At 33.7% G+C, this 22621-nt stretch carries 17 protein-coding genes and 1 pseudogene; 11 read left to right on the top strand and 7 right to left on the bottom strand.

Annotation, left to right across the window (positions count from 1 at the left end; genetic code table 11):
* Window positions 1–31: 31 nt before the first annotated feature.
* Together KIK00_RS08240 and KIK00_RS08245 are read right to left on the bottom strand one after the other, a co-directional pair.
* Window positions 32–547 carry a hypothetical protein gene (locus tag KIK00_RS08240; protein WP_255816079.1) on the bottom strand — a complete coding sequence of 172 codons (516 nt, stop codon included), beginning with the start codon at window positions 545–547 and terminating at the stop codon, window positions 32–34.
* A gap of 16 nt (window positions 548–563) precedes the next feature.
* A complete protein-coding gene (locus tag KIK00_RS08245; protein WP_255816080.1) occupies window positions 564–1616 on the bottom strand; it encodes a hypothetical protein in 1053 nt (350 codons plus the stop codon).
* Between the two features lie 459 nt (window positions 1617–2075).
* Between KIK00_RS08245 and mnmE the strand changes: the two genes are divergently transcribed.
* The 11 genes from mnmE (at window position 2076) to KIK00_RS08300 (ending at window position 17342) form a co-directional block, all read left to right on the top strand.
* Window positions 2076–3461, top strand: coding sequence for a tRNA uridine-5-carboxymethylaminomethyl(34) synthesis GTPase MnmE (mnmE, locus tag KIK00_RS08250; RefSeq protein WP_255816081.1), 1386 nt, complete (start codon window positions 2076–2078; stop codon window positions 3459–3461).
* A 559-nt stretch (window positions 3462–4020) separates the two neighbouring features.
* A complete protein-coding gene (locus KIK00_RS08255) occupies window positions 4021–4590 on the top strand; it encodes an AlpA family transcriptional regulator (RefSeq protein WP_255816082.1) in 570 nt (189 codons plus the stop codon).
* A gap of 119 nt (window positions 4591–4709) precedes the next feature.
* Entirely contained in the window at window positions 4710–4991 is a 282-nt protein-coding gene (locus tag KIK00_RS08260; protein ID WP_066694917.1) for a hypothetical protein, read from the top strand.
* A gap of 117 nt (window positions 4992–5108) precedes the next feature.
* A complete protein-coding gene (locus KIK00_RS08265) occupies window positions 5109–5489 on the top strand; it encodes a helix-turn-helix domain-containing protein (protein WP_255816083.1) in 381 nt (126 codons plus the stop codon).
* 74 nt (window positions 5490–5563) lie between these two features.
* Window positions 5564–6670, top strand: coding sequence for a site-specific integrase (locus KIK00_RS08270; RefSeq protein ID WP_255816084.1), 1107 nt, complete (start codon window positions 5564–5566; stop codon window positions 6668–6670).
* Between the two features lie 534 nt (window positions 6671–7204).
* Window positions 7205–9358 carry an ATP-dependent endonuclease gene (locus tag KIK00_RS08275; RefSeq protein ID WP_255816085.1) on the top strand — a complete coding sequence of 718 codons (2154 nt, stop codon included), beginning with the start codon at window positions 7205–7207 and terminating at the stop codon, window positions 9356–9358.
* 11 nt (window positions 9359–9369) lie between these two features.
* Window positions 9370–11253, top strand: coding sequence for a UvrD-helicase domain-containing protein (locus KIK00_RS08280; RefSeq protein ID WP_255816086.1), 1884 nt, complete (start codon window positions 9370–9372; stop codon window positions 11251–11253).
* Between the two features lie 17 nt (window positions 11254–11270).
* Window positions 11271–12629: a hypothetical protein gene (locus KIK00_RS08285; protein ID WP_255816087.1), complete on the top strand. Its 1359-nt coding sequence runs from the start codon at window positions 11271–11273 to the stop codon at window positions 12627–12629.
* Window positions 12605–13276, top strand: coding sequence for a hypothetical protein (locus KIK00_RS08290; protein WP_255816088.1), 672 nt, complete (start codon window positions 12605–12607; stop codon window positions 13274–13276). The genes KIK00_RS08285 and KIK00_RS08290 overlap by 25 nt, the downstream gene beginning before the upstream one ends.
* The gene (locus KIK00_RS08295) at window positions 13273–16434 is read left to right on the top strand and encodes a hypothetical protein (protein ID WP_255816089.1); all 3162 of its coding nucleotides are present in this window, start codon (window positions 13273–13275) and stop codon (window positions 16432–16434) included. Before KIK00_RS08290 ends, KIK00_RS08295 begins: the two co-directional genes overlap by 4 nt.
* Window positions 16431–17342 carry a hypothetical protein gene (locus KIK00_RS08300; RefSeq protein WP_255816090.1) on the top strand — a complete coding sequence of 304 codons (912 nt, stop codon included), beginning with the start codon at window positions 16431–16433 and terminating at the stop codon, window positions 17340–17342. Before KIK00_RS08295 ends, KIK00_RS08300 begins: the two co-directional genes overlap by 4 nt.
* A 24-nt stretch (window positions 17343–17366) precedes the next feature.
* Here KIK00_RS08300 and KIK00_RS08305 read toward each other — a convergent pair.
* The 5 genes and pseudogenes from KIK00_RS08305 to KIK00_RS08325 all read right to left on the bottom strand — a co-directional run bounded on the left by KIK00_RS08305 (window position 17367) and on the right by KIK00_RS08325 (window position 22558).
* Window positions 17367–18337: pseudogene (locus KIK00_RS08305) on the bottom strand (IS481 family transposase).
* A 650-nt stretch (window positions 18338–18987) separates the two neighbouring features.
* Complete coding sequence (locus KIK00_RS08310; protein ID WP_255816093.1) at window positions 18988–19974, bottom strand: alpha/beta hydrolase; 987 nt, start codon at window positions 19972–19974, stop codon at window positions 18988–18990.
* Window positions 19975–20033: 59 nt separating this feature from the next.
* A complete protein-coding gene (locus KIK00_RS08315; protein ID WP_255816094.1) occupies window positions 20034–20717 on the bottom strand; it encodes a type 1 glutamine amidotransferase domain-containing protein in 684 nt (227 codons plus the stop codon).
* Window positions 20718–20841: 124 nt separating this feature from the next.
* Window positions 20842–21570 carry a nitroreductase family protein gene (locus tag KIK00_RS08320; protein WP_255816095.1) on the bottom strand — a complete coding sequence of 243 codons (729 nt, stop codon included), beginning with the start codon at window positions 21568–21570 and terminating at the stop codon, window positions 20842–20844.
* Window positions 21571–21616: 46 nt separating this feature from the next.
* Window positions 21617–22558: an NAD-dependent epimerase/dehydratase family protein gene (locus tag KIK00_RS08325; RefSeq protein ID WP_045180182.1), complete on the bottom strand. Its 942-nt coding sequence runs from the start codon at window positions 22556–22558 to the stop codon at window positions 21617–21619.
* Between the last annotated feature and the right edge of the window lie 63 nt (window positions 22559–22621).

The following is a 22621-nucleotide window of genomic DNA, read 5'->3' on the forward strand; positions in this document are numbered from 1 at the left end:
ACCAGAATATTTAGGATTAATTTATCAAAAATTATTTCCAGTAGTTCCAGACTAAGCCATCAAATATCGCCAGTGTCCTGCTGGTTGTATCGTAACAGATCATACCCGGATAGGGACTTTTTACGCTAAGATGCGGTGTTGCTACTTTTGGAAGTATCATGGCTTTATCCTGAGATTCAAGGACCAATACTCCATCAGCAGTACTTGCCGCGTCTCCCACAATAACTCCCTTACCTGATTCAGCAGAATTATTGACAGCAACCATACTTGAATTACCGGCATCGGACAAAGATTTCCAGGTGTCATTTTCATAGACTTTTACTTTATTATCTGCGATATCAAAGATCAATGTTCCATTCACCAAAGTCCCATTAGGAAGTCCGGATGTTGCAGGAAGAATCAAGCCTTTTGTATTTCCGGGAACGTTATCAAAATCCAGTATGGTACTGTTTCCATCTACCGTCTGTTTTCCAATAGCCACTTGAGCAAAAAATGAATTAAAAACAATCAGGGCAGCTGCAATACTTATATTTCTTATATTTTTCATACTCTTATCAGTTAGATTAATCATTACAGCTTTTTTGTACACATTTCCATTCGGCACCGTTATAAAGCTTTACACATTTGTCCTGGATATCATATAAAAGCATTCCTTCTTTCGGATCAGCAATAGCATCACCAGGTTGTGGTGTCTGGCTTACATGCTGAACTCTCGTCATGACAAAACCTTTATTTTTTGATTCCATCGCTAAGAATCCATTGGGTATGCTTTCCGGCCATGAATTATTTTTCTGCTGTATAGTAATTCCGAATTTAGTAAAACCATCAGGTGTTCCTGAAGCTGCTGGTTTTGTACAGAACCCGTCCAGGTCATCAATAATAACCGGAGCATTACCACAGCTTGCTTTATCTTCAGACAGGCCTTCCGGCCAAAGACCCGGACACATGGCTTTTGTTGCATTAGGACCACAGAAGCTTGAATTTCCCATCCCTAATCCTGTGACGGATCCCATGGCAATTGTTACAATCTGACTATCATCACTAATGATGGAAGCTCCCCCACCTCCACTTACGTCTGCTTTTGCAATACAGTAAGCTTTTCCGGCAGGAAGTCCAATATATTCAACAGAAGGATAAGTTTTAGACTGCTGGGTAAATGTTCCGCATATTTCTACAACACTATTTGTTCCCATTTCAATAACAGAAGTTGTTCCGGGGTAAAATCCACCAAAAGAAGGATCTTCCTGAATAACTGATCCTACCAATGATAAAAATGATTTGGTTCCTAATTTAATTTTTGAATTTTTCTGAGATCCGAAAGTTCCTACTTTCACTGTTCCTGTAGACTGAACACTTGTTCCATCACCTATTTCCAGAACTCCATCCACCTGAATACTGTTAGATTGAAGCTGCCCGGATTGAATGATAAGTGTTGCTCCATTTGGTATACTTATATTCGTACTTACACTAAGGCTACCGTTAAGACAATAGGTATTTCCACTTGTCATCGCCTGCCCTGTGTAAGGAATACATTGAGCATAAGCTACAGCACTTAAAGCAAGCATTAATAAAAAAACGACTTTTTTATTAATATGTAAAAAAAATAATTTATCCATGTACATTTATAATATTTTAACAGATTATTTTTGTTTAATTGAAAAATATTTAAATTTTCAACATCATCGCCGGACTAACAAACAATTAACATACCAAACACTTGTTTAATTTTTTCATCATTAAACTATACTCAACGAAAACGTGTGCCTTCTGAAATAATTAAAAGACTCCATAAAACATTATATTACAACACCTTGAATCTATTAAAAACAATTTTGAATCATGAGACTATTTTTTATCTAAATCTTTTCTTTCTTAACTTAATTCAGCCTATAGTTTAATAAAGAAAATTGTGTGTTTTTTAAATACTTCACCTTATTTACCCTACCAGAATAATCAAAACGACAACAAATTTTATCATAATATATTCTTCTCTATTTTTTATCTTAATGAAACAATAGATAATCTGAATAGCAGATCTCAGTGAAAATTCATATTAAAAAACGTAAATTTGCAGCATGAATAACGATACGATATGTGCACTGGCTACTGCCAATGGAATAGGTGCTTTAGGCATCATCCGGGTTTCAGGAAATGAAGCTTTATCTGTAGTTCAGAAAAGTTTTCCGGCAAAAAATCTGGAAAAACAAAAATCCCATACCATTCATTACGGTTATTTTATGGATGAGGAGGAAGCAATTGATGAAGTAATGCTTTCCATCTTTCTGGCACCAAAAAGTTTCACCACTGAAAACTCTGTGGAGATTGCATTTCACGGCTCCCCACATATCGGAAAACGTATTCTTGAAACGCTTATCAAAAACGGAGCGAGAATGGCAAAAGCAGGAGAATTTACACTCCGCGCCTTCATCAACGGAAGGATTGACCTTTCCCAGGCAGAAGCGATTGCTGATGTGATTGCTTCTGATAACGAAGCCTCCAGAAAGGTAGCTATCAATCAATTGAAAGGAGGAATCACCAATGAAATCTCTCTATTAAGAACGGATCTCCTGAATTTCGTTTCCCTGATTGAGCTGGAGCTGGATTTTGCTGAAGAAGATGTAGAATTTGCTGACCGAACCGCTCTGAACGGATTATTAGATAAAATTGAAATAAAATTAAATTCTCTTATTGAAAGTTTCCAATACGGAAATGCCATTAAAAACGGGACAGCCGTAGCCATCATTGGAAAGCCGAATGCCGGAAAGTCTACTCTACTCAACTCACTTTTGAAGGAAGAAAGAGCTATTGTAAGTAATATTGCAGGAACCACCAGAGATACTATTGAGGAAATCCTTCATATTAAAGGGCACGCCTTTCGACTGATTGACACCGCAGGACTTCGCGAAACGGTGGACGAAATTGAAGCTATCGGGGTAAAAAAGGCAAAAGAGAAAGTAGAAAACGCCAATATCCTTGTTTATCTGGCCGATGCTGCTACTGAAGATTTTTCAGAGGATATTGAAATGATTCAGTCTCTATTGAGAGAAGATCTGAAACTGATCATCTGCGCAACAAAAATTGATGAAGTGACTCCTACTAAATACGAAACAGTAGAAAACATCTTTAGAAATGCGATCTCTCACGAGTTTGATTTTATCAAAATCTCAGCTGTTGAAAATCAAAATATCCAGGATCTGAAAAATGAACTTTCATCATATGTTGAGCATTTAAAATCCGAAGAAAACAACGTAGTAATTACCAACCAGCGTCACTTTGAAGCATTACGTAAGTCTCTGGATGCCGTTCATAAAGTAAAAGAAGCTATTTCTTTCCAGATCTCTACAGAATTACTGGCTTATGAACTTAGAAATGCCCTTGAACATCTTGGAGAAATTTCCGGAGAGGTTACAAATGATGAGGTGTTGGGGAATATTTTCTCTAAGTTTTGTATCGGCAAATAATGCACTTAAATAGCTTAAAATCAACAACTTACACCAATCAAGCAAATCCTTTCAAACACGCCATAAATCACTGTATTACAGTATTTTACGTGTTTTTCAAAAGAAAATTAGCACTATAAATCAGTTAAATTTGTCCCCAGTTTTGTCCCCTAATTCCAAAATAAAAATCGTATGATTTTATTGGTTAATTCACTGTACTTAATATATACTAGTACACTATAAATGAATTAATTAGTGTTTATTTAAAGGTAATTCTTTAGAACTTTTACAGCCTTTTTTATAATAATTCATTTTCATACAAAACGATTTAGATTTAAACAATTAACCATTAATATTAATGGTTAATTTACTGTACTTAATGAGTCTAATTTCTATATAAATTGATTAACAATTATCAAAGTTGATTTCTAAGATTCTTTTAAGCATTTTATAATCCACTTTTGAGACAATTTAACTCTCTTATTTTAGACTTTGGACAATTTATTGCATTCATTTACAACCATTCTATTTTTAGATATATATTCAAGATGCACAACTAGTTAGAACTTAGAACAAAGCAATGAGTACACATATCTACATATTGAAAACATGCGAATATTGTGGATTAGAATTTGTAGCCAAAACCACTGTAACAAGGTTTTGCAGTCAAAGATGTAGAACAAAAATGTATAAGAGATATAATAAAAATTCATCTCAAACAATAGAAAATAAGAATTTATGCAATTTTAAAATGTACACTTATTCTCCCTTTGATTGCATAACGATAAAAGAAGCTTCCGGTATTATAGGATGTGCCCGAACTACAATCTATGATATGATCAAAAAAGGAAAGTTATCTTCTATTAATTTTAGTCAAAGAAAAACCAGAGTTTTTAAGGAAGAAATTGGAAAATTATTAAATCAAAATAAAACAGAAATAGAACCTTTTATATTTAAAGATGATGATACAAAAATAAAAAACTGTTGGACAATAAATGAGATCATTAACCTATATAAAATCTCTGCCAGTGCCCTGTACAATAAATTGAAAATATATAATATAATTAAAATAAAGAAGGGAAAATCTGTTTATGTATCTAAAGAAATTATACGTAGGTTATTCAATACAGTTATCAAAAATAATAATTAATATAGTTGATTTTATATTATTGAAAGGCCTATAAAAGACAAATTAGGCTTTTCAAAGACATAATTTAAAACTAAACAGAGTTCATAATATTTTTGTAGACAACTTTAAAACAAAATATTATGACACTTATTAAATTACGTAAAAAGCCTGCAGCTAAAAATACTGTTAGACTTTATTTAGATGCTTATCCTCCTATCTATGATCCATTAACTGGAAAATCGCAGCGAAAATTTTATTTAAAACTTTTTCTGTATCGCATGCCTAAATCGCAACTTGAAAAAAAACATAATGACCAAACACTGTTCCTAGCAGAAAATTTAAGAGTAAAAATGATGCTTGAAGTATATAATAATAGGATTAGCAATAAACTACGAATGAGTATATTATCAGGAAATTACTAAACTTCAAGAATTTTCAAACATTACAGTATCCACTATTATGGATATACATTGCAAAAATGTTATGGGTTAATCCCATATTAAATTATTTGGTTAACAGTCCACTTTAAAAACATTGATATGAGTTCTAACATTGAGATCATAAGAATATGCCAATATTGTGGCAAGGAATTTATCGCAAAAACAACAGTCACAAAGTATTGCAGCCATACCTGTAATAAAAAAGCATATAAAGCTGAACTAAAAACAAAAAAAATAGAAAAAAGTAACATCAACACTCAACTTTTTAAAGAATCCTCTATAGATATTATAAATAGCTCTGCTTTTCTAACCGTTAAAGAATCAGCCTGCTTATTGAAATGCAGTAAGCAAATGATCTATAATCTAGTTAATTCGGGTCGTCTAAAATCAACAAAGCTATCAGTAAGAAACACCAGAATTAGCAGATTAGAAATTGACAATCTTTTTAAGATTAGTATTCGAAAAGTCAAAGAAAATTAGGAGTCGAAATAAACTGTAATTATAAAATACCTTTTGACTATTTAAACTATTGTTAATGAAGGAAATAAACAGCGATGACAACGGTAAAACTAAGACAAAAGCCCATAAGTAATGGACAAGAATCTCACTATTTGGATATCTATCCTCCCATAGCACATCCAATAACAGGAGACTTTAAGAGAAAGCATTATCTACATCTACATACCTATTTGAATCCTAAAAATAATGTAGAAAAACAACATAATATTGAAACCTTGAAATTGGTAGAATATAGAAAAGCCGAACGTTTAATAGATATTCAAAATAAAAATTATGATTTTTTAATAAAAAAAAGGATAGCTGATTTTACAGAATTCTTTCAATCTGAAGCAAATAAACGACCAGATTCATACAATTGGCAAATGGCCGTAAAGTATTTTCAGAAATTTTGTGGAAAAAATTTACCTTTTAAAGAGCTTGACTGTTCTATATGTGAGCAGTTTAAAAATTTTATGCTGTCTAGTCCGTCAGTCGGTCAAGACAAAAGGAAAATCAGTCTTAATACTGCGTCATCTTATTTTGATAAATTTAGAAACACCCTTAAGAACGCTTTTATTAATAAATATATTTTCACAGATTTCAGTACTGTAGTCAAAGGAATAAAATTGGAAGAAACCCATAGATGTTTCCTTTTCTTAAATGAGCTACAAAGTATGGCCAACGCAAAATGCGAATCACAATTAGTTAAAAAAGCTGGCTTATTTTCTGCATTAACCGGTTTTCGTTTTTCCGATATTAAAAAACTTGTATGGGGCGAAATACAAGGCTTTAAGGGTAGTTATTATATTTTATACAAACAAAGTAAAACCGGAAACGCAGAATACTACCCTATATCAGATAAAACATTAGAAATATTGGGACCTCCGAAAGAGAGTAATGAAAAAGTTTTTGAAGGAATTAAGTATGATGATGTCATTAAGTTTCTCAAACCATGGCTAAAGAATGCCAGCATCAACAAATACTTTACATTTCATGGCTTTCGACATACATTTGCTACATTACAACTCGCATCAGGCACATCCATTTATACAATTTCTAAACTTTTGGGTCATAGAAATCTTAAGACAACAGAAATTTATACTAAAATAATTGATTCCGTTGCCAGGGAAGCGTCATTAAAAATTAAGTTAGATTTTGATTAAATCCTGAATAATAAGATATAGTAATTTTTTCCACTTTTTTACCATAGTGGTAGATTAAAGTATTATTATCAGAAAATATATATTTCCGCACCTCTATAAAACTGCTATTTAAGTCTAATTTATATTATATTAGGCCAAGTAATAAAAAGTCAATTGATTTTGATCTTTTGCTTAATAAGTATTTGGTTGAAGATTTTTAAGGATACTCTATGCTTAGATATTTATTATGACAATGATCTGTAACAATTTAATAATGCTGACTTCTTAGATCTGAATTAATTTTTCTTAATAATAGCCCCTTATTCAAATTACGGTTTACCATAATTTACTGATATACTGTTTTTCTTATATTTGTTCAAATAGCTATTTTTTGATTTTATAACTGGTACTTGAATAAGTATTTTGTACAAAATCAATTTTATATTCTATAAGTGAGTTGAATCGTTAGGAATATAAATAACTGGCTATTAAAAAATATTACTAATAACTATGATTGGCTATTATATATTTAGTATAGCTGTAAAAAACAAATAAATGAAAATAAACTGTATCCACTTACAAAACTTCAGAAAGCTACAATCTTGTAAAATAGATTTTTCTGAAAAAGAAACAATTTTTGTGGGAGCAAATAATAGTGGTAAAACAACTGCTATGGATGCGTTGATGATTTTCCTTAAAACCAAAAGTTTCAAACCCCAGGATTTTACACTCTGCCATTGGAAAAGTTTAAACGAAGTTGGAGAAAACTGGATTAAAGCAAATGAACTGAAAGAAGGAGATAAGTCTACAAAACTATTAGAACAATATCTACCAGTACTGGATTTATGGATTGAAGTTGAAAATTCGGAGCTTCATTATGTAAGTCATATAATTCCTACCTTGGATTGGAGAGGAGGTTTATTAGGCATAAGGCTACGATTTGAACCTAAAGATATGGATGAATTAATAAAAGAATTCATAACTCTTCATAATAAATCAAACAAGCTATCACAAGAAAAAGGAAAAGACTTCAAACTATGGCCAAAAACATTTTGGGATTTTTGTGAACGCAAACTTAATGCTCATTTCACAATCAAAACTTATCTGCTTGACCCTGATAAGTATAATGAAAAACAAGAATTGTTAGATAATAATATAGCATTAGATGGGGATGTTTTGAAGGGGCTAATAAAAATAGACATTATTAATGCTCAACGAGGATTCAGTGATGCAAATTCTGAAACCGTAGAGAGTAATAATAACAGGAATTTATCTTCACAATTAAGAGCTTATTATGATAAGCATCTTAATCCAACATTGGAACCAACCGAAAAAGATATAGATGCATTAGAGTCAATCAATAAAGCTCAGGATGATTTTGATAAGAATCTAAAAGAAAGCTTTAAGACATCTCTTTCGGAACTTGAAGGGTTAAATTACCCTGGCTTTGGAAATCCTCAAATTCAATTATCTACTAAAGTTTCAACTTCTCATGGTCTCCAACATGATTCAGCAGTGAAGTATTACCTCGACAAAGATTTATCATTGCCAGAAAAGTATAATGGCTTAGGATATCAAAATCTTATATCAATCATCTTTAAATTAATAAGATTTAGAGATGAATGGATGAGGATTGGCAAAAATGCAATTACTGATGATGAAGTTATAGAACCATTACATCTAGTCTTAATTGAAGAACCAGAAGCTCACTTACATGCCCAAGTCCAACAGGTTTTCATTAAAAAAGCTTATGAAGTACTGCGAAACAATAAAAATTTAGGTGGAGAAAAAGATTTTACAACACAATTAGTTATTAGTACTCATTCCAGTTACATCGCTCACCAAAAATTTGAAAGCTTAAGATATTTTAAAAGAAATAATTCTTTAGCTCTTCCTACATCAGAAGTGATTAGTCTAAAATCAGTTTTTGGCGAAAAAGATAAAGAGACGGAAAAATTTGTGATTCGATACCTGAATACGACACATAACGATTTGTTTTTTGCCGATGCCGTTATTTTAGTAGAAGGCCCAGCCGAACGAATTCTTGTACCACACTTTATAAAGAATGAAAATTCATTATTAGACCATTGTTACGTTACAATTTTAGAAATAGGAGGAAGTCATGCGCACAGACTAAAATGTCTCATTGAAAAATTAGGTTTGATCTGTTTGGTAATTACTGATATTGATTCCATTAATCCAAATGACAATGGAAAGAAATGTCAGCCTGAATCGGGAAAGAATTATAAAACCAATAATGACACCCTCAAAACTTGGCATCCTCAAAAAGAACTGTTAGACGAATTGTTGAATTTAAGCTCAGAGGATAAAATAAAAAAAAAATTGCCAATTAGAATAGCTTATCAAAAACCGATCAAATTTGAAAATGGAGATAACAAAATCATTGTATATCCCTACACATTTGAAGATGCATTGGTCATTGAGAATAAGGATAGTTTTAAAGCTATTACTAATGCAACAGGTCTTTTGAAAAAAATGATAGAAGCTTCTAAGAAAGAAGATTTAAAAGAGTTAGTAAAAGAAACATATACAATCATTAACGACAAACAAGCTAAAAAAGCAGAGTTTGCTTTAGACGTTTTATATTTTGAAGATCCAAAAAAAGTAAAAACTCCTTCTTATATAAAAGAAGGATTAGACTGGATTGAAGAACAATTAAAAAGTAACAAACAAGGACTAATAAACTAAACATAAATCTAATGGCTGAATATACTAATGAAATAGATACTCCAGTTGATGATGTGATTTATGAAAGTATTAAACCGTCATCACCCCAAAGCTTTTTCCTTTTTGCAGGAGCAGGTTCAGGCAAAACGAGAACACTTGTAAATGTATTGGCTCGTTTTAAAGAGGAGTTTGGACAGGAATATAAATTAAGAAATAAAAGAATTGCAATCATAACATATACTAATGCAGCTGCCAATGAAATCACTCATAGGTTGGAATATAGTTCAATATTTAATATTAGTACGATTCATAGTTTTTGTTGGGAATTAATAAAGAGTTTTACACCTGATATCAAAACCTGGATAAAGAGCAATTTGGTTGTTGAAATAGCTGAATTGCAAGGACAACAATCCAAAAGTAGAGACACAAGTAACAAGACATCTATAGGCAGAGCTAAAAAAATAGAATCCAAAAATAGAAGGCTTGCATCATTGGAAGCGATTCAAAAGTTCATTTATAATCCAAATGGGGATAATCTAACGAAAGATTCTTTAAATCATACTGAAGTAATTTCTATTACTGCTGATTTTATTAAATCAAAAGACTTGTTCAAAAAAATACTAATAAGCAGATACCCTGTTATCCTTATAGACGAAAGTCAGGATACCAAAAAGGAACTAATCGATGCATTATTTGAACTTCAAAGTCAATATGAAGAAAGACTTTCGTTGGGATTGTTTGGAGACACAATGCAAAGAATTTATGCAGACGGAAGAGAAAATTTGGGAATAGGATTACCAGAAAAATGGGTTAAGCCTGCAAAAAAAATGAATCATCGTTCGAAATCAAGAATAATTGATCTTATAAATAAAATTAGAGAAGATATAGATGGTCAGGAACAATTCCCTCGTATTGAAAATAAAGGTGGGATTGCTAGATTCTTTGCTGTTGCTCGTACAAAAGATAAGTTTGAAACAGAAGAACAGATTCGTCAGAAAATGTATGAAGCAACAAAAGATGATAAATGGAATGGGAATGATTCTGAAGTTATGACTTTAACATTAGAGCATCATATGGCTGCAAGTAGAATGGGATTCTCCAACTTTTTCGCGCCTCTTTATGGTGTTGATAAGTTAAAAACAAGTTTATTAGACGGATCTTCATCTTCGGTTAATTTATTTACGAAAATAGTTTTGCCTTTACATAAGGCTCATATTAAGAAGAATAAATTCGAGATTGCTAATATCGTAAAACAGCATTCTCATTTAATAGATAAGCATACATTACAAAATGATGATAATAAATTACAATTATTGCATACCATAAATAATAAAGTCAACGAATTATTATCTTTCTGGAATGAAGATAATCATCCCACATTACTCGAGATACTCAAAAAAATACAAGAAACCAATTTGTTTAAAATTCCACCGGTATTAAAAGTGGTTTTGAAAAGAGTTAATGTTGATTCAGATGTTGAGATTGAAGATGATGAAACAACGGAGGAGGATGAGGTTTTGACAGCTTGGGAAGAAGCATTGAAAGCAAATTTTGCCGAGATTATAAAGTATAATGAATATATCAACGAAGAGTCGAAATTTGGAACGCATCAAGGTGTTAAAGGATTAGAGTTTGAACGCGTAATGGTTATTATCGATGATGAAGAGTCTAAAGGCTTTATGTTTAGCTATGATAAATTATTTGGTTTAAAACCACTAACTTCCACAGACAAAAAAAATATAGATGAAGGTAAAGAAACAGGAATAGAGCGAACGATGCGATTATTTTATGTAGCTTGTAGTAGAGCTAAAGAAAGCTTAGCAGTAGTTGGTTACACAGATTTACCTGAAGAATTAAAGAAAAATATCATTAGTAATGAGTGGTTTAGCGATGATGAGGTAGAAATTATTATCTAAAAGAGTCAATTTATAATATGAGCACAGAAGCATTATATGCCAAATATGATCTCCTACTTCCTTCAAGATTTAATGGAGGCTATTTGATTATTGCTCTTTATGAGAAAATTAAAAACCGCGAGATCGAAGAATACTTTACGCAAAAAGAAATCAATGAAATCCTGGCAGATATAAAAGATGAATTTAATCGGGAGCCAATCCGTCCATGGAACAACATTAAAGATAACCTGTTCCATTACTTCCTGCGAAGTCATCCAGACGAACCCTGGAAATACTACCTGACAGGGTATGCTAAAGATTTAATAGATTTAATAATAGGTAAATTAGAAAATTCATATAAGAGCCACCCACTCAAAAAAGACGTTCAAGATACTTTTACTATACATCATAATGAGATCAACACGATTGAAGAACTCACAAGAAAGTTTGGCAGATTATTTATCCAGGGCTCGAAGAAAATCATTGATGACCATTTAGAAGCTTTGGAAGATGAATTACGAGAGGCATATAAAGAGCTAAACGATATTCTTCGTAGGGAAGATGTGCAAAGTGCCACTTCTTTAGTACAAGCATTTACCATTGTCTTTAAAAAGTTCGGAGAAAGAGCTGAAGATATCACAGAAGCTATCATTTCCAAAGATAAATTCCTGGGCGATCTGCAAAATGTGGTTGATCAGTTTTATAGAAAAATGGAAGACGATGGAAAATTCAATACAGATAATGTACCAAAAAGTAAAAGTGATTGGGAAAAGGCACGTGAGATTTATGCAGATATCCGGGACTTTTTTAATTTAGTAGATCGTAAGGTATACATTATTCGTAGGCAAATTAACCACGCCAGTGAGAAACTGACAGAACTCCAGGAGCAATTTTCTGTCAGAGCCTTTTTTCGGCTACAAATAAAAAAACTGCATAGAACAATTTTGGAAAGTTCGGAATATACAACCAATGGTATTAAGTTCAGCAACAATTTTCCCTTAAAGCAATTGGTATATGAGCCTGTTCGAATGCTTTATCCAGTATATTACGAATTTGAACCTCCTAAACCAAATATTGTTATAAACGTTGAGGTCGACGAAATATACGAACGAGATGAAAAGGAGAAGATAGCAAAGGAAATTAACCGCCAGCAGGTCATCAATCAATGGGTTGATAAAGCAAAAGATATTTTGGAAAGCCAAAAATCCCTTTCAGTAAGTGAGTTGATGACCCGGATCATAGAGGAAGAAAAAGATCTCTCTATCGCTTACCAGGTCGCTTCCCGCATAACAGCTTACGCTTCGGAGAATATCCATATTTTGATCGATGTAGAACAAAAGATCATCACCTTATCACAGCAAAATCTATCCCTATGGAAAACGAGAATTATGAAATAAACGACTATTCTTTTCTGATGGAGGAAAGTGTTGAAAAGCATTTTGCCGACATCAATATTCTATTGTTGTCGGGAAAACATATCGATCACAAGTATTACGCAGAATATACTGTATTGGAAAGCTATGAATTGCAGTGGAAAAATTTTTATAACAGCCTATACCGGATTGATCTCGTTGCCGATATTTTTGATAGAAGCCGGTATTATTATCTCGATTTCACAGAAAATGGGAAAGGAAAGCTAGGCGATGCGAGCCGGAACAAAGAGCTAACCGAGTTACAAACACTTATTGGACTTACGCTTTTGGATATGTATTACCAAAAGTATTTTGACGAAGAAAAAATCATCTACTGGAACGAGATCAAAACACAAATATTAGAAAGCGACCATCAGGATGCGTACAAACGGATATTATTCAATGATATCAGAGAATCTTACGACGAGAAAGAATGGAATGAAGTACATACAAAGTTCAGCAAAACCATGGAAAATTTTGATAAGTTGGGTTGGGTAGAAAAACAATCGGGAAAGAATGAAGATCTGGTTTTTGAAATAAGACCCGCTATTCACCGTTTAGCCAAGCTGTATGAGAAGGAGCTTCAGGGTTTTGAATCGTTTAGCCAACAACTTAAAAATGATGAAGCATGAATTATCCAAGAATTTACTCCTTATCTACGGTAGGTATTCTTAAGCACTATATACACGATTACCTTTTTCATCCGACGAGAACTGATTTTGTGGGTTCCAATGGCGTCGGAAAATCCATTATTGCAGACTTACTACAAATGATTTTTGTGTATGACAAAGGCCTGATTGAATTTGGGACTGATGGTGTGAAAAAAGAAGAACGACAAATTAATACACTTCCCTATAAGACTAAATGTGCCTACTGCTTCCTGAATATTGAAGTTGATGACGGAAAATTTATCACTGTTGGAATACAGATAAACAGTCAGAAGGGTAAACGAATTATTCCTTTTGTTATTACGAAACAAGCTGATATAAGTCTGAAGATAAATGAATTGGCTATTGGTAAGGAAGAACTGATATTCTCCAGAGATCTAATAAAAGAAAAAGATGATGGGGAAAAAGAAATTTTAGATATACAAAATCTAGCAAAATTTATTTACGAAAAAAAGAAGTTTATGTTAAACTTCTTTAGTAACAATGAATCGGTCAATACCTATTACAAATTTCTTTATGACAAAAACATATTACCGCTCAACCTTAATCAGGATAAGAATTTAAAAGCTTTTGCAAAAGTCATACAATCTTTTTCCAAAGCCAAAACATTAAATTTAAGCGGCAATCAGGCGTCAAGAAATTTAAAAGAATTTCTTTTTGAGGAATCAGATGAAGATATTCTCTCCAACTTTCAAAAAGAGCAAGCGGAACTTGAAAAAATTTTGCGGGAGTATGAAAGCCTGAATACAGACATACAAAATTTATCCAATAAACAAAAAAGACTAATCCACTTACGAGGATTAGAGCAGTCGCATAAAGCAAAGTTTAAATTGTTTAAAGAGGCGGAATTGCAAAACGCTCATATAGGACTAACACAATTGCAGGAAGCGGAATCAAAGGGAAATAATTTGATAAAAGCTCAGCAAGACGAACTTGATGATCTTACAGAAATTATCCGGAATTTTCCAATGGAAGAAAAAACTGTAATAAACGGTTATAATGAAGCAGATGAAAATTGTAATAGGTTCAACCGCTATCAGGAATTAGCCAACAGCATAGAAAAATTGGGTAGAGACATCGATGAGCTTAAAATGTTTATACTTCCCAAGTTAGCTGATAGCTGGAGAAATGATGTGCAAAGAATTGATATTTCAAGCAGGAACAATCACGATATAAAAAATGAAATTGCATTAGCGAAACCTTATCTGGATAAGTATAAAACGCTTGAAAAAATTCTTCAAACTAGAGCAGAACAATCGGATGTTTTAGATGAATTAAGATCATCTTTAAAAAAGGAAAAAGCAACCAAAGAAAAACTATTATCGCTATTACAGAAAAATGAAGAAAATGGGCTTTTAGATTGGTATATCAAGAATTTTCCAGTATTAAATAATGAACAGTTACAAACCGTTTTACATTATGCAACCACACCTATTACGGAAATTGCTAACCCGGATGATTCTTCTCGGTATATTAATCCAGATGAATTGATTAATGATTTTAAAGCGACTTCTTCCGAGAAAGGTATTTGGCTGAAAATGGGCGCATTAAACGAATTCATACAGTTTAATCCAGATGCATCACTAATAGGAAACAGAACAAACCTGGAAAAATCTATAGGACAATTAATTCAAAAACTCATTACAGAAATCGAAGTTATTGATAATAAGCTGAAAGCATTGGTCAACATTTCAGATGCAAAGCCTTATGATACCACCTTTTTTAATTATTCCTTTGATCTGTCTATTGTTGAAAACAGCAATATCGAAAAATTAAAAAATGCAGTAGCCTGTATTCTACAAATTCATGAAAAAACAACCCAATACCTGTCACAAAAAACAACAGAGGAACAAGAATTACAGGAAATTAAAAACCAATTCAATATAACATATGATGAACCTGAATTTGTTAGAAAAGAGTTATTGAAGCTTCGGAAAGTGTGGAGCGATAAGAAAGATAAATTTTATGAACTTAAAGGGGCTAAGCAAAATCAACAAAAGTCTCTGGAAAAAGAGCTGGAACGTAGCAAACAAGATGTGCAAATCATTATCAGTGATCTGAAAGGAGCACAAACTAAGTTTAACACGCTCAATAGCTCTTACTACAACAATTTTCAGAAAAACCTAACATTCTTTATGTCTACTCTTCAGAACCTTGATGAATTGGAAGCCGATTCCAATAAATCATGGGAAGATTATAAAACAACATTTATTGGCGTTTCCAACTCATTTGAAGAAACCAGCAATGAAAAAAATCCAGCAGTACAGCTTTCGATTATAGATCGGGATTTTTCATTCAGGGCTTTGGAAGAGGCTTTATTAGGTAGTAAAATAAAATCCACCGACGACATTACCACCGCTTTATATGAAGCCAACCAGACCCGAACCACCATAGCCAATGGTATCCGGGATAATATGGTTAAAATATTCAGTAAAACAACTGAACGATATGATAAATATGAGGATCAGGTAAAGAGAATAAACGCGTTCTTTGTCGATCGAAAGATTAGTGACAAATTTTATTTTAACCTCAAATTTGATGACAACAAAGAAATAAAGATAAGCCATATTAAACAGATCGCCCATGAAGTCCGAAATACGGCTACGAAGGGAGAATTGCAATTCGGACAATCTATAGTTGATTTTATTGAAGAATTTTTCAAAAAGCTGGCAAAGATCAAAGACAAGATTCCTATTGATAAACTGCTCAATCCTAAGACATACTTCGAATTATCTGCCAAGCTTACCGATCAGTTCGGAACAGAGGTGCCAGGTAGTACAGGAGAGACCTACTCAGCCATTGCATTACTTGGTATTGCAAGACTTTCAGCGGTGCAAAAGGAAAAAAGAAACGGATTAAGATTTATTATTTTGGAAGAATTGGGAAGCCTTGACAATATTAATTTTAATACTTTTCCTGCCATTGCAGAAGAATTTAAGTACCAGATTATAACCATGGCACCCCACACCTTCAATATCGGATTGTCGGACGAATGGTATGCACATCATCTGATCAAAGGAAAAGAGGAGGATAATATCAATTCTTACCCCTCAGCCTCCTACTTCAAAACAAATGACAGTAATGAAGATTTGAACATATACCTAAACAATATTACGAAATGAACTGGATTGAGTTAAGAGCCTTAAACAGTATATACGCAAATGGTGAGGTAAAGCTGAATGATACTTTGGTAAAAAGTGGGGAAATCAATTTTCTGATCAATTCTCTTAGTGTACTTGATACCTCACACAATAAGCTCTTTTGTTTAAATGGTTTTACGGACATATACGAAAAAGATTATTTGGAACAGTACAATCACTATGAAACTTTTTTATCAGATAATGAATTGTTAAAACCACAACTTCGTTTCGAAGAATCGGATATTAAAATATTGATAGGGATAAAAGAAGATATGGAAACGGGCAATTTATTGCCACTAAGAGAACAGATAATTAAAAAAGAGGCAACTGTAAGAATTGTCTCACTTATGTTTTTTAAAAATGAAAAATATCTATTAGGAAAAGAAGCTTTAATCAATGCTGTAAAGAAACTTTTGCAAATTGAAGAGTTGGCCGATGATAAAGATCTTCAATACAAATACGTGCTAGAATGTAGCGACCCCCAATGCATAGTACTCTGTGAAAATATCGATTTTTTAAAGCGTCCTACATTGGCCAGAGCCAACCAGATAGAGCTATGGTATGCAGGAGGTAAAAATGTTACCAAGTTGGATTATGCAAATACAAGAGGACTACCCATCTATTACTCCTGTGATTGGGATTATGATGGCTTGTATGTAATTTACCCTTTAGTGAAAGAGAAAATCCCCAGCATCCAATTACTTACTCCCAATGGATCTCCGAGAGGGATTGAAGAAACAGAACATAATAGTAAATGGGAAAATATCAAAAATAAAAATATAGACACTATGTTAACTCCTGAACAATTGAGCATTATGAATGATTTAATCCGATGCAATCAATGGATAATAGAAGAATCAAATGATTTAATAGATATGATGAGAAAATAAATAGCTTTATTTTATGTGTGGGATTTACACACATCGTTTCACTTATTTAACTGACAGTCAATCCAATAATTTTGATCCCTTATTCGCTCTCGGCTTGGGTCGTACATATTATCGACTTCTTCCCATAATGGAGTTTTATTTGATAAAGCATTAATTACTTGAATTGGGGTACGGCCCGTTAGAGAACTGTGGGATCTAAGCCAATTATAATAAAATTGCCATTGCGATAGTAGGTTTGATAGGTCGGGATCTTTGATATCAACTGTGGAATAAAATTCATCAAGATCGGTTCGCTGTGTTCTTTCTACCTTTCCATTGAGATGTGGAGAACCTGGTTTAATAGGCCGAAATTTAATACCCCATTCCATTAATCTATCTTGAACGGAATAAGCAAAAAACTCTTTTCCTCTATCAGTTTGAATGCGCTGTATCGCAAATGGCATTTGTTCCAGCACTGTATCAAGAAATTTCAGGGTGTTGGTAGCAGTACGCCTTGGAAATAATTGAAGTACTTTAAATCTGCTACAATCATCTATCGCTGTGTATTGATAAATGCCTGGAGCTATTTTACAGACGTCCATTTGTACGCGATCACCCGGTATTGGTCGGTTATAGCGAGTTTGTCTTTTACGGTAGTATCGCTTAAGCTTTAAATACTGTTTATTATTCTTTTTAAGAATCTTATGAACAGTTGCAGTTGAGATGGAGACCCCATATAAACGTTTCATCTCACTAGCAATGCTCCGATGCCCTAAATTGCGGTTTGTCCTTAACTCCAGAATTCTCTGTTCGTCCTCTTTTGTTATTCTTTGGTGGATTTTATGTGGTCTTCTACTGAGGCCACTTAGACCATCAATACCAGATTCTTTAAATCGTTTAACCCATTTTCTCAGTGTCGGCCTAGTTATGCCGCACCTTAAACATACAACCCCTGCATTACCAATGGCCTCATAATGCTTTACCCATTCAAAGCGCCTTTTTACCTCATTTTTCATTACTGCTGATTTATGTTAGAATGTGGTAAAACGGGTAGTTCTACCAACATTTTAACATAAAGTTATTGAAAGGATCTGTATGAATCACACATATAAAAGATCAGCAATTTTCATTTTCTAAACTTTTATTATAATTTAAAAAAGTTATCTCCTTTACCTGTCTTGTATCATCTCAGTTTAAGCATAAACTAGTTTTTTTCAAAGGTTGATTTAAACATACGACTATAAAGTTTTACGGAAATTTACAAAAAACATTTAAAAAACATAGCAAGCTATACATCTTTCTAGGTAAGCTTTTGATCTCAGTATTCTTCGTTAAAAAGTTATTATAAAACTAAAATAAGCCATCTATTTCAAACAAAATTATAGCAAACCTAATTTTTCGCAAAGGTTATAACTTTGCTGCAAAAGTTATTATTTGAACGAAATTCAATAACACTCTAAAATTGATATTTTTAGAAACAAAATGTAATTTCTAATCTTTTTTATTGTAATGATCCTGAATAAAAGGAGTATGATTTTGGCTATTTAGCCTGTCCCTGACTTTTACTAATTCATTGCACTCATTTAAAGATAAAGAAGGCGAATGTAATTACTCATCCGCCTTCGAAATATAAGTCTAGAAAATAATATTAAAAAAAGCTGACTAATTAAGCTTTTCCAAATAAAGCTTTTTTAAGTGCTAATGCACCCTGTTCAGAAGAAAACTTTATTGCTTCTATATGATCCAACGGGTTTAATAATCCATAATCATGGATAAATCCGTTATAAGTCTGAATAGTTGTTGGTACACCTGCTTCATCTAATTTTCTTGCATACGCTAGTCCTTCGTCAAAAAGGATATCATTTTCCGCCAGTTGAACCAATGCAGGAGGTAATCCTCTTAATTGATCTAAAGAAGCATTGAAAGGTGTTGCGTAATACTCTTTTCTTGTTTCGAGATCGGGTAAATAATTATCCCACATCCATTTCATCAATGGAGCTGTCAGGAATCTTCCTTCACCATATTTTTGCCAGGATTCACGTGTAAAATCAGCGTCCGCTACAGGCCACAATAATAACTGAAATTTTATCTCCGGGCCACCTTTATCCTTAGCCATATGACAAAGTACCGCCGTCATATTCCCACCTACGCTATTTCCGGCAGCAGCCATATTTTTACCGTCTACTCCGATTTCAGCGCCATTTTCTGACACCCATTTTGTGGCAGCATAGATCTGATTGATCGCTACAGGGTATTGAGCTTCCGGAGATGGTGTATAGTCAGTAAATACAGCAGCAGCTCCGCTATTTACAACAAGATCTCTAACCAGCCTTCTATGAGTAGGATAATCACCCAATATCCAACCTCCACCATGCGTAAACATAAATACCGGAAGGTTTTCCGAAGTTGAGTTTGCAGGTTTAACAATATGAATATTTACCGTAATACCATCCTGTGTAATTTCTCTTTCTGTCTCAATGATCCCTGAGTAATCCACCTCTACAGATTTTTGGGCATCCACTAACACCTGTCTTGCCTGCTGGGGTGTCAAGGTTTCCAAGGGACTCCCCCCACTGTTATTCAATGCATTTAGAAATTCTCTGATCCCCGAAAGGATTTGCGGATCGTTTTCCGCTTTAATGTTTGATGCCATAATTAAAATTTTAATGATTAATTATAAATTTATTTGGCTTATACAAGCCTGAAAGTATATTATTTATCAAGTTCTTTAGCAACAACTTGTGCCATTTCTTTTGAACTGAAGGGGTTTTGTCCTGTAATCAGGTTCCCATCCACTATAACATTGGACGTCATGGGAATACATGCTTTTTTCAGATCTGCACCACGTTCAACAATTGAAGCTTCAAGATTAAAAGGAACCTCCCTTTTTCTTCTGGCGATGGTCTCCTCGAACCAATCAAACCCAGTCATTGATTTTCTCGTAATCAGATAAGTTCCGTCTGAAAGCTTTACATTAATCAATCCTCCCACTCCGTGGCAAATAGCAGCAACCATTTTTCCACTTTCGTACTGCTTTCTGATTATATTTTGTATAATAATATCATCGGGGAAATCATACATGGTCGCATGACCACCTGCGAGATATACACAATCAAAATCTTCATTTTGAACTTCCAGCAAATTCCTTGATTGATTGAGGTCGTTCATAAAAGCAGTGTTTTCGTAATATGATCTTGAAATCTTGTCCAATACAAGAGGTTTTAAGCTCTCGGGGTCAATGGGAACATGTCCTCCTTTAGGACTTGCTATGGTGACCACCCATCCTTTTTCTTTTGCTGTGTGGTAGATATGGGTAAGCTCACTCAACCATAGACCGGTTTCTAAACCACTTTTATAATGTCCGGTATTGGTTACAACCAGAAGGATTTTTTTCATTTTATATTTTTTTTCTGTCATTTAAAGTTACTGATAAATGAATGGACATCAGTAACCAAATCATGGAAGATTGTAACCGAATCTCTGTTAGAAAAAATGATGGATGTAGAACCGCATTCCTTAGTTATCTCTTTATATATACTTCGTTAAACGGAACCCTACAGCGTTCACCCCAAATTCCTTCATTCCCTTTTCTTATTCCGCAGGAGACGACCATATTCACTTCTGCTCCGCGAGGTAGACCCAATACTTTTTTTAATACCTTGCTATCAAAACCTTCCAATGGACAGGTATCATATCCTTCATTTGCCATGGCGATCATAAAAGTCTGAGCTGCCAGAGCACAGGATTTATGAACCACCACTCGCATATCATTCTCAGACACCTCTCTTGTAATGGTTCTAAACACCCCTATAGTTCCTGTCAATAATTTTCTAAAACTTCCCAATAAGCCAAAGAAACGTCCATATAATAAGGGCATGATCTTCCCATAATATAATTCTCTGTCCTTGATCCGTTTTTCCTGCCGCTCAACAGGACTATTGCGTCTGATGTTTCCTTTTTCAAAATTCAGTACAAATTTTGCCCTTTTGCGAAACAGATCACGCCTTGTGACAAAAACCACGATCTGCGCTGCTGTTGAAGTGGCAGTCTGATCCAGACAAGCTCTGGAAACCTTAGATAACAGATCAGTATCTGTGATGTGATGAAACTCCCAAAGCTGCATATTGGAACTACTTGGAGCTAAAGCTGCCAATTGAAGGCATGCTCTGATTTTTTCATCCTCTAGAGCTTTTTCCCGATCATAGACACGTACAGATCGTCTAAAGTCCATTACTTCTGATAAATTCATATCAATTATAGTTTTTACAATATGATCAAAATATCCTGACAAGAAATTAAAGTTTCTTGTCTCTAAACTGCTCCTTCTTAATTTGTGCTATTCCTTCTCTATAGGTAGTGACCTGAAATTCAGGAAAACGTTTTTTGAATTTTGTATCATCAAAAAGATTATCATACGAATATCTCGGAAGCAATTCCAATAGTTCTTTAACCTTAGGATTGAACCACGAACCTATCTTGAAAAGAAACTTTGGAACTACGTTATGTTTAAGCTTCTTGCCATAGATCCCGGATGCTATTTCTATAAACTCTTTATATGTCGGATGACTTTTGTCAACCGGCAGGTGCCATGTCTGACCGTAAGCATCAGGGGTATTTCCAATTAGCGCTGTGGCACGACTAGCATCCGGTGTCCAGATCAGGCTTCGTTTTTTACTGTCACTTAGAGGAACTTTTAAGGTTTTCCCTTCTTTTATGTTATTAAATACTAAGGTATTGGTAATACTCTGAGTTTTACCTGGACCATAAAACTCAGGTGCCCTACAGATCACCGCTTCAAGTGCTCCTGACTCAATTTCTTTCAACACCATATCTGCCATCTTTCTTCTTACCTTTGCTTTTCTTCCAAGCGGACTAAAAGGAGTATTTTCAGTAAGGTTCCTATCATCCTGTGGATACATATAAGTATTATCAAAGAATACCAGTTTAGTTCCATTGATTTTACAGGCATCAATCACATTTCTGAGAATCAATGGAAACTGTTGCTCCCATAGATCTGAACTGATCGGCAATCCAAGTGTAAAATACGCAATTTCACTCCCCTTTACAGCTTCAATGGCCTTCTCTTTTATGGATAGATCAGCTGAAAAAACCTCGTCGGTATCATTCACTTTGGTAGCTTCACGACTCACGATCCTAATTTCAGAGGTAAAATTTCTTTTTAACTCTTTTGCCAGTTCCTCACCAATCTGTCCATTGGCACCTAATATTGTTTGCATTTTTTTATCTTTTAAATTTATAGTACAAAATTCGGCCTTATCAGCCACAAAAAAGTATCCCAA

This window comes from Chryseobacterium sp. MA9, from assembly GCF_024399315.1.
Classification (GTDB): domain Bacteria; phylum Bacteroidota; class Bacteroidia; order Flavobacteriales; family Weeksellaceae; genus Chryseobacterium.

Excerpts from the sequence above, each read along its gene's own strand:
- KIK00_RS08240 (WP_255816079.1), bottom strand. The coding sequence starts at position 547 with ATGAAAAATATAAGAAATATAAGTATTGCAGCTGCCCTGATTGTTTTT.
- KIK00_RS08245 (WP_255816080.1), bottom strand. The coding sequence starts at position 1,616 with ATGGATAAATTATTTTTTTTACATATTAATAAAAAAGTCGTTTTTTTA.
- mnmE (WP_255816081.1), top strand. The coding sequence starts at position 2,076 with ATGAATAACGATACGATATGTGCACTGGCTACTGCCAATGGAATAGGT.
- KIK00_RS08255 (WP_255816082.1), top strand. The coding sequence starts at position 4,021 with ATGAGTACACATATCTACATATTGAAAACATGCGAATATTGTGGATTA.
- KIK00_RS08260 (WP_066694917.1), top strand. The coding sequence starts at position 4,710 with ATGACACTTATTAAATTACGTAAAAAGCCTGCAGCTAAAAATACTGTT.
- KIK00_RS08265 (WP_255816083.1), top strand. The coding sequence starts at position 5,109 with ATGAGTTCTAACATTGAGATCATAAGAATATGCCAATATTGTGGCAAG.
- KIK00_RS08270 (WP_255816084.1), top strand. The coding sequence starts at position 5,564 with ATGACAACGGTAAAACTAAGACAAAAGCCCATAAGTAATGGACAAGAA.
- KIK00_RS08275 (WP_255816085.1), top strand. The coding sequence starts at position 7,205 with ATGAAAATAAACTGTATCCACTTACAAAACTTCAGAAAGCTACAATCT.
- KIK00_RS08280 (WP_255816086.1), top strand. The coding sequence starts at position 9,370 with ATGGCTGAATATACTAATGAAATAGATACTCCAGTTGATGATGTGATT.
- KIK00_RS08285 (WP_255816087.1), top strand. The coding sequence starts at position 11,271 with ATGAGCACAGAAGCATTATATGCCAAATATGATCTCCTACTTCCTTCA.
- KIK00_RS08290 (WP_255816088.1), top strand. The coding sequence starts at position 12,605 with ATGGAAAACGAGAATTATGAAATAAACGACTATTCTTTTCTGATGGAG.
- KIK00_RS08295 (WP_255816089.1), top strand. The coding sequence starts at position 13,273 with ATGAATTATCCAAGAATTTACTCCTTATCTACGGTAGGTATTCTTAAG.
- KIK00_RS08300 (WP_255816090.1), top strand. The coding sequence starts at position 16,431 with ATGAACTGGATTGAGTTAAGAGCCTTAAACAGTATATACGCAAATGGT.
- KIK00_RS08310 (WP_255816093.1), bottom strand. The coding sequence starts at position 19,974 with ATGGCATCAAACATTAAAGCGGAAAACGATCCGCAAATCCTTTCGGGG.
- KIK00_RS08315 (WP_255816094.1), bottom strand. The coding sequence starts at position 20,717 with ATGAAAAAAATCCTTCTGGTTGTAACCAATACCGGACATTATAAAAGT.
- KIK00_RS08320 (WP_255816095.1), bottom strand. The coding sequence starts at position 21,570 with ATGAATTTATCAGAAGTAATGGACTTTAGACGATCTGTACGTGTCTAT.
- KIK00_RS08325 (WP_045180182.1), bottom strand. The coding sequence starts at position 22,558 with ATGCAAACAATATTAGGTGCCAATGGACAGATTGGTGAGGAACTGGCA.